The organism is bacterium (assembly GCA_024226335.1).
Lineage (GTDB): Bacteria > Myxococcota_A > UBA9160 > SZUA-336 > SZUA-336 > JAAELY01.
In genome coordinates, this window is the sequence record JAAELY010000403.1 from 1 (window position 1) to 6,765 (window position 6,765).

Below are 6,765 nucleotides of genomic sequence, written 5' to 3' on the forward strand. Positions count from 1 at the left end.
CGCGTCGAGGAGCTCACGCCGCGGATGTGGAAGACCCGCTTCGCCGAAGAGCCCCATCGCTCCGTCCTCGATCAGACTCCGCGCTGACCTCGCACCACCCTTGCTCACGAAGTCAACGACGCCGATCTTTGATCGCTTACCCCCAATCTACCTGACAGAACCACCCATTGTCGGCTGTTGAGATCCGGCAGTCGGGGAATCTGGGTGCTCTCGAACGGACGCGGGCAGCCGGGCAAGCCCGTGCGCCTTCGCGTAGGCCCGGGCCGTCTTCCCTACACCACGCAGGCCTCGTGGTGGCTGAAGCCAGAAGCGAGCGCGCTGCGCCAGTCTCGGGCGAGCGCCCTCCCGGACCGTCCCCGCCATCTCAGACCCTCCTCGCAGGGGAGCGTCGGCGAGGACGGCCCGCCGGCAAGACATGGGAATCCTTGGACCAATCGCTTCTCATCGGACGTAGCCAAGAACGCAGCCAAGAATCCCTATGCCCGATGCCGAGACCTAACAAACGAGAGACCCGCTAACCCAAGAAGTAGGAGCACTGCTGAAGAGGGTTCGGGGACCAAAACACCCCCCGAAAATGCCGTCAGTCTACCTAAGGCTCTGCCTCCATCATGAAAGTGCCAATCTATCGACGTCCCACACCCCACGCAGAATGCTGTATCAATGGGAGTGCTCAGTGAGTCTGATAGAGAGTAGAATGCGCCAGGCTCTTGATTCCAAGTGAGCACGTCTGGGAGGTTGATTCCAAGGAAATAGAGACCTGTAGGGTCGAAATACAGATCGAAGACCAGGAACTGCCCGTCGTTGGAGATATTTCCTTCGTCGACTACCAATGATCGGGGATCAAACGAACCTTGATTGGTGGTGGATGCAGTTAGCGAAAACTGAGTTATGGCATTTATGAAGGATACAGGACCGGCATATTCGGAATCTAGTGTCGAGTCTTCAATCGTCATGTTGAAAAGGAAGATGTCGCCCACAACGATGTCTAGCGGGGTTGAAAAGCCACCAACATCGTCTATGGAAAACGATCCGGAAAAGTTGAGTGGTGTCGCGTGAGCTTGGCTGATGGCAAGGGCAAAAGCAACGCTCATGGCTAATACAAGAAGTCTCATTTGGATATTCCCTCTTCGGTTGTCGGCATCGCGAGAATGCGATGTCCGAGTTATGAGGGAGAAGCTACCGGGCGAGTGTTAGCGAACCCTGTGGCCTGATGAACGAGTGCCTAAAGGAAGCATTAACGTTTGATGAGGACGCCGAAAGCAGGGATTCAGGATTCGATCTTGTAGCCGAACCCACGAACGGTGTAGATCAACCGTTCATCCTTGCCGTCGCCCAGCTTCTTGCGGAGCTGGCTCATGTAGACCTCGACGACGTTGGTCAGCGGATCGCTGCTGTAGCCCCACAGCAGATAGGAAGTACGGAGCCCCAATCTACCTAATAAGACCGCCCATTATCGGCCGGCAGAGATTCGGGGGACGGGGAATCCGGGTGCTCTCGAACGGGTGCGTGCAACCGGGCCCCTACAAGGGCCCCTCAGAGCGGCGGGAGAACGAGCCTCGACCGCTCGGGATCCGGAGGTGAGCAGGGGATCGCTATCGAACTGGATCGGCCGCGTGATCGACTTGTTGGAACCGATCTACGAAGCGCAGCTCTGCTCGATCCTCTCGGGTCAGGTGGTAGCGATGAACGAGACGCCGATCCGGGCGGGTCGCAAGGCCAAGGCCAAGGCCAAGGGCAAGATGCGAACGGCGTACTTCTGGCCGGTGTACGGCGAGCAGGACGAAGTCACGTTTCCCTACGCGCCGTCCCGCGCGAAACGTTATGTCGGCGAGATCCTCGGGGACTTCCGCGGCACGCTGGTCAGCGACGGCTACGAAGCGTATGACCGGTTCGCCTCACACAGAGATGAGGTGGTGCACGCGCTGTGCTGGATGCACGCCCGTCGCGGCTTCGTGAAGTCCGAAGAGGTCGAGCCAGGGCTGTCGGAGGTGGCGCTGGATCAGATCGGGCTGCTCTACGAGCACGAGGAGCGGATCGCGGCGGAAGGACTTTCGGGTCGGGAGAAGCTCGAAGTGCGCGCTTGCGCGCCGCCGCGGGCTCCAGGTGTTCCTGGGCGACCCCGAGGTCCCGCTCGACACCAATCACCTCGAGCGCGCACTGAGCCCGATTCCGATGGGGCGCAAGAACTCTTATGACCGGTGTCTAGACTACTCGGGTGCAGCGATGTCGGCTATTGGATTCGCCGCTTCGACCGGGCTTTCGGTGATGCTCGGGTCAGCGCTCAAAGGTGTCTTCGAGCAGTAGCAAGGCTAGCTGCGGCTCAGCCCGACAGCGCCCGCTACCATCAGCAGAGCCATCAGCGCCGAGACGGCAGGCATCCCGAGGGCTGGAATCGGTCGCGGAGGCGTGCTCGGGCTCCAGTAGTTGCCACTCAGAACCAGCATGGCCAGCAGGCTGATGGTGTCTTCGTAGTAGTTCTCGTCCGACAGCCGCACCGAGTCGTACAGATCGTTGAGCCATGCCTGCTGCGTGGGCTCGGTCATGGCGGCCACGGCAGATGGAGCGGCGAAAGCGCTGGTGAAGTAACCGCTGCCCGCGAGCGGTGTGCCATCCAGTTCGTAACCGGCGAGAATCTTTGCCGGGTCACCGGCGGCGGCTCCGGCGATCCAGAGCGACATCTTCTGAACCTGTGTCGTCGAGCGCGCGTCGCCGGTCAGCAGTGCATCGATTCCCAGGCGCAGGGGATCGCGCAATGCGTTGAAGTAGTAGAAGCCATCGTTGGGGCCTTCGAGAAAGCCCGGATCAGCCGGCCGCAGTGTGGGGTCGACGCCAGACACGGGCTCCATGAAGTCGGGCAACAGACCCGTCACGGGTGCGTGAGACGACTGCATTGCGTCCACTGCGTTCTGCACTGCGGTGACTACGTCTCCCCAGACCGGCAAGCCACTGGCGTTGCCAAAGGCCCGGAAATGTTCGGTCATGAAGTCCGAGCTGCGCGGGGTGTGCTCCGAATAGATGGCGCCCCCCGGATCGACCCAATCGCCCAGCAGGGGAAGCCTCGTGGTCGGCCCGATGGTGGAAGCCAGGATGCCGTCCATCACCGAAGCGGCTTCGTTGTCGTAGTGAAAGCGGCCGGTGTTGCCCCACTGGCGCTCCGCGAGAAGCAGTGCGTAGGCCATGTCGGCGTCGCCATCGAAGGCGGAATCGTTTCCCAAAGCGTCGGGGATCTCGTCGGCTGCAACCTTCCAGTCCATCAGGCGCGAGTCGATGCTGCTGCGATGATCGAGGGCGAATTCCCAGAGTCCGTCGAAGATCGTCTGGGCGGCGGGGTCATGCCCCGCCATGAGCACCGCGATCAGCATCCCGAAGCCCTGCCCTTCCGAAACCGTGTTGGCGTTGGGATCACGATCGACGGTCACGCGGTAGCGCGGATGCCCATCCCCCTCGGTCCCGTTCTGATCCAGGTATCGGGTCTTCCAGGCGTCGTAGAGATTCCGAACATCGCTGTCCAGGGCGCTCTGGGCGACGTGATTGGGCCGCAACGTGCCCAAGGCGTATTGCTCGTGCTGCGGAAAAGGATGCATGGGAGTGGCTGCCAAGGCACGACTCGCCGGCCACACGAGCAGTGTTGCCAGCAGACAGATGACGGCCGAGGAGCAGAGGAAACGGTCGCGGCGGAGCGATGGGGACGGGCGGAGGACCATGCGTGGGTAAGTGTAGCACGTGGCGTCGATCAGGGCACTGCGCACACTTCGCCATGATACCACTCGAGTATGCGAACCTACGGGGTGGATAGGAAGAATAGCCCCTCTATCTACCTAGTAGGATCGCCCATTATCTGTAGTAGTCACGATCTGATCTGACAGTCACCCTGATTGCGGACCGTCTGTCGGATCGGGTCTAAGCGGCGATTTCGCCGATCTCCTTCTCCGCCCAGATCTTCCTGCCATCGTGGAAGGTCTCGTTAGGCGTCCTCCCGCAGCACATCTTCCCTTGATGCGTGCGCTCTTGGTTGTAGTAGAGAAGCCAGGCGTCGAGATCCGCCTGCAGTTGATCGAGATCGCTGTACAACGTCTTGCGGAACGTGACCTGATAGAACTCCTGCAGGATCGTCTTGTGGAAGCGCTCGCAGATTCCGTTGGTCTGCGGGCTCTTCACCTTCGTCTTCGTGTGATCGATGTCGTTGATCGCGAGGAAGAACTGATAAGGATGCTCGTCTCGGCGACCGCAGTACTCCGTGCCACGATCCGTCAGGATCCGGAGCAGCCGACCTCCCTTCTCCTCGAACAACGGAAGCACGCGATCGTTGAGGAGATCGGCCGCCGTGATCGCCGTCTTGGACGTGTACGGCTTCACGGCCGCGACCTTCGAGTACGTGTCGGCGAACGTCTGCTGGTAGATTCGCCCCACGCCTTTGATCGTGCCGACGTAGAACGTCTCCTGCGAGCCCAGGTAGCCGGGATGCTCGGTCTCGGTCTCGCCGCACGATTCGTCGTCATGACGCTTGCGCTCGAGCGCCTGGCAGGGCCGTTGGGGCTCGGGGCTGCGCTGCGGTCGTGGCGGAGGCGATGCGAGCGGACTCTTGCGCAGCTTCGGCCTCCTGTGCTGACTTGACGATGCCGGGACGCAACCCTCGGGGCGATGTCGGGTTCGCCGACATCGAGGTGCGCGACGGCGACGATACGCTCGGGGGCGCGACTGCGGATGGCGTCGGCGACGTCGGTGAGTTGGGCGTTTGCCTCAGGGAGACGGCTGCCGTGGTCGACAAGCAAGATCGCCCGTTTCACTTTGCTTCCGCGGCGCGCTTCAGCGCCTGGGCGAGGTCGTCGCACAAGTCATCGGCATGCTCGATGCCGACCGAAAGTCTCACCGTCGCCTCGCTGATGCCCTTGCTGAGTTTTTCTGCCGGCGCAAAGGCTCCGTGGCTCATCGTCCACGGATAACCGATCAGAGATTCCACACCGCCCAGGCTTTCGCCGAGCGCGAAATACTCGGTGGACTCACAAAAAACTCGAGCGGCCGAGTCGCCACCGGCGAGATCAATGGTCACGATTCCCCCGAAGCCCCGCATCTGGCTACGCGCCAAGTCATGCCCGGGGTGATCGGCGAGCCCCGGGTAGTGGACACGCGCGACTTCGGGGCGCTGAGTGAGAAACTCGGCCACCTTCATCGCATTGGCCTGGTGTTCGCGCATGCGCAACGCCAGCGTTTTGGTGCCGCGCAAGGTGAGCCAGGCATCCCACGGCCCGGGGACGCCACCGGTGGCGTTGCGCGCCACTTTAAGGCGGGTCGCGGTCTCCTCGTCATCAACGACGACCGCTCCACCAATCACGTCGGAGTGGCCCCCGATGTATTTGGTTGTCGAATGCACGACCACATGGGCGCCCAGCTGCAGTGGATTTTGTAGATAAGGGGTCGCGAAGGTGTTGTCGACGACTAATTGCAGGTCGTGGCGATTGGCGATCTCGCCGCAGGCCGCAAGATCGATCAGGCGCAGCATTGGATTCGTCGGACTTTCCATCCACAACATCTTTGTCGAAGACTCGATGGCCTTCTCGATGTTCTCCGGTTGGGTGGCATCCACGAAGGTGAAGCGGACGTCATAGCGAGGCATCACGGAGGTAAAGAGCCGATAACTTCCGCCGTAAAGGTCATCGCAAACCACCACGTGATCGCCCGCCGAGAGCAACTGCATCACGCCGGAAATCGCCGCCATCCCCGACGCGTACCCGAAGCCAAATCGCCCGCCCTCGAGAGACGCCAAAGCGACTTCCAAAGCATCTCGAGTCGGATTGCCGCTGCGCGAATACTCGTAACCCCGATGGCTACCGATGGCGTCTTGCGTGAAAGTCGCTGTCTGGTAAACGGGCACGATAGTCGCACCGGTCGCCTCATCGGCAGCTTGGCCTACATGGATGGCACGAGTTTCAAATCGGAGGTCATCGATCACGCGGCTAGTCTCCTGCTTGGCTTCGTTTGGCTGGATTTGGCGTTCTGATCCGCGGATCACCAGTAGTCCGCTGTCACTTCGATGTCTTGCGCAACCCTTACGAGACACGCGAGCCGCAAGGATGAATCGACGCGGTTTCTCGACTTGGCGCGGCTTTCGGCCTCCGTCTCCTCAGACAGCGCCCCGGTGGATCCCGTGACACGAAGTCCGGCGGATAGGAAGTATAGCACCGCTGTCTCCCTAATAGGACCATCCGTTCTCGGCTGTTGGGATCCGGCATTCGGGGAATCTGGGGGCTCTCGAACGGGTGCGTGCAACCGGGCCCCTACAAGGGCCCCTCAGAACGTGTCTTCGTGATCGACGGGTCGAAGGCATTGCGACATGCGATCGTGAAGGTCTTCGATCGTTGTGGCCTCATCCAACGATGTCAGATCCACAAGCGGCGCAACATCCTCGATCACCTGCCCGCCCATCTCCATGCCAGCGTGAACAAGGTACTCCTCGAGTCGTGGGATACGACAGACGCGAAGCTGGCAAAGCGGCGGCTGATGAAGCTGGCGGACTCGCTCGAACTGGAACATCCTGGGGCGGCGGCATCGGTTCGCGAGGGACTCGACGAAACGCTGACGTTTCGACGCCTCGGAATCACCGGCGGCTTGTACCGGACACTGCGGAGCACGAACACGATCGAGAACCTCAACGGCTCGATCGCAACGTACACCCGCAACGTGAAACGCTGGCAAGGTGGGTCCATGCTGATCCGCTGGGTCAGCTCGGCCGTACTCGATGCCGCGAGTCGTTTCCGCCGAGTGCGC

7 protein-coding genes and 1 pseudogene are annotated in these 6,765 nt (G+C 61.2%); 2 read left to right on the forward strand and 6 right to left on the reverse strand.

Going from position 1 to position 6,765, the window contains the following annotated elements; translation table 11 throughout:
- Nucleotides 1-476: 476 nt before the first annotated feature.
- Both GY725_20145 and GY725_20150 read right to left on the reverse strand, forming a co-directional pair.
- On the reverse strand, nt 477-1,112 hold the full coding sequence (locus GY725_20145) for a PEP-CTERM sorting domain-containing protein (GenBank protein ID MCP4006496.1): 636 nt from the start codon (nt 1,110-1,112) through the stop codon (nt 477-479).
- A gap of 155 nt (nt 1,113-1,267) precedes the next feature.
- Entirely contained in the window at nt 1,268-1,429 is a 162-nt protein-coding gene (locus tag GY725_20150) for a winged helix-turn-helix transcriptional regulator (GenBank protein MCP4006497.1), read from the reverse strand.
- Between the two features lie 148 nt (nt 1,430-1,577).
- Here GY725_20150 and GY725_20155 point away from each other — a divergent pair, with 148 nt between their 5' ends.
- Nucleotides 1,578-2,195 carry a transposase gene (locus GY725_20155; protein MCP4006498.1) on the forward strand — a complete coding sequence of 206 codons (618 nt, stop codon included), beginning with the start codon at nt 1,578-1,580 and terminating at the stop codon, nt 2,193-2,195.
- Nucleotides 2,196-2,309: 114 nt separating this feature from the next.
- Here GY725_20155 and GY725_20160 read toward each other — a convergent pair whose 3' ends face one another.
- From GY725_20160 to GY725_20175, 4 genes and pseudogenes are all read right to left on the reverse strand, one after another.
- Nucleotides 2,310-3,599 carry a hypothetical protein gene (locus tag GY725_20160; protein MCP4006499.1) on the reverse strand — a complete coding sequence of 430 codons (1,290 nt, stop codon included), beginning with the start codon at nt 3,597-3,599 and terminating at the stop codon, nt 2,310-2,312.
- 301 nt (nt 3,600-3,900) lie between these two features.
- Nucleotides 3,901-4,518 (reverse strand): annotated as a pseudogene (locus GY725_20165) (transposase family protein).
- The gene (locus GY725_20170; protein MCP4006500.1) at nt 4,353-4,787 is read right to left on the reverse strand and encodes a hypothetical protein; all 435 of its coding nucleotides are present in this window, start codon (nt 4,785-4,787) and stop codon (nt 4,353-4,355) included. The pseudogene GY725_20165 and the gene GY725_20170 overlap by 166 nt, the downstream one beginning before the upstream one ends.
- Nucleotides 4,784-5,947, reverse strand: a complete 1,164-nt coding sequence (locus GY725_20175; protein MCP4006501.1) for a cystathionine gamma-synthase — start codon at nt 5,945-5,947, stop codon at nt 4,784-4,786. The genes GY725_20170 and GY725_20175 overlap by 4 nt, the downstream gene beginning before the upstream one ends.
- A 314-nt stretch (nt 5,948-6,261) precedes the next feature.
- Here GY725_20175 and GY725_20180 point away from each other — a divergent pair.
- Nucleotides 6,262-6,765: IS256 family transposase (locus tag GY725_20180; protein MCP4006502.1), on the forward strand; the 504-nt coding region annotated here is incomplete at its 3' end.

What these genes read in the sequence shown, in the direction of transcription:
- GY725_20145 (MCP4006496.1), bottom strand. Translation starts at nt 1,112, where the DNA reads ATGAGACTTCTTGTATTAGCCATGAGCGTTGCTTTTGCCCTTGCCATC.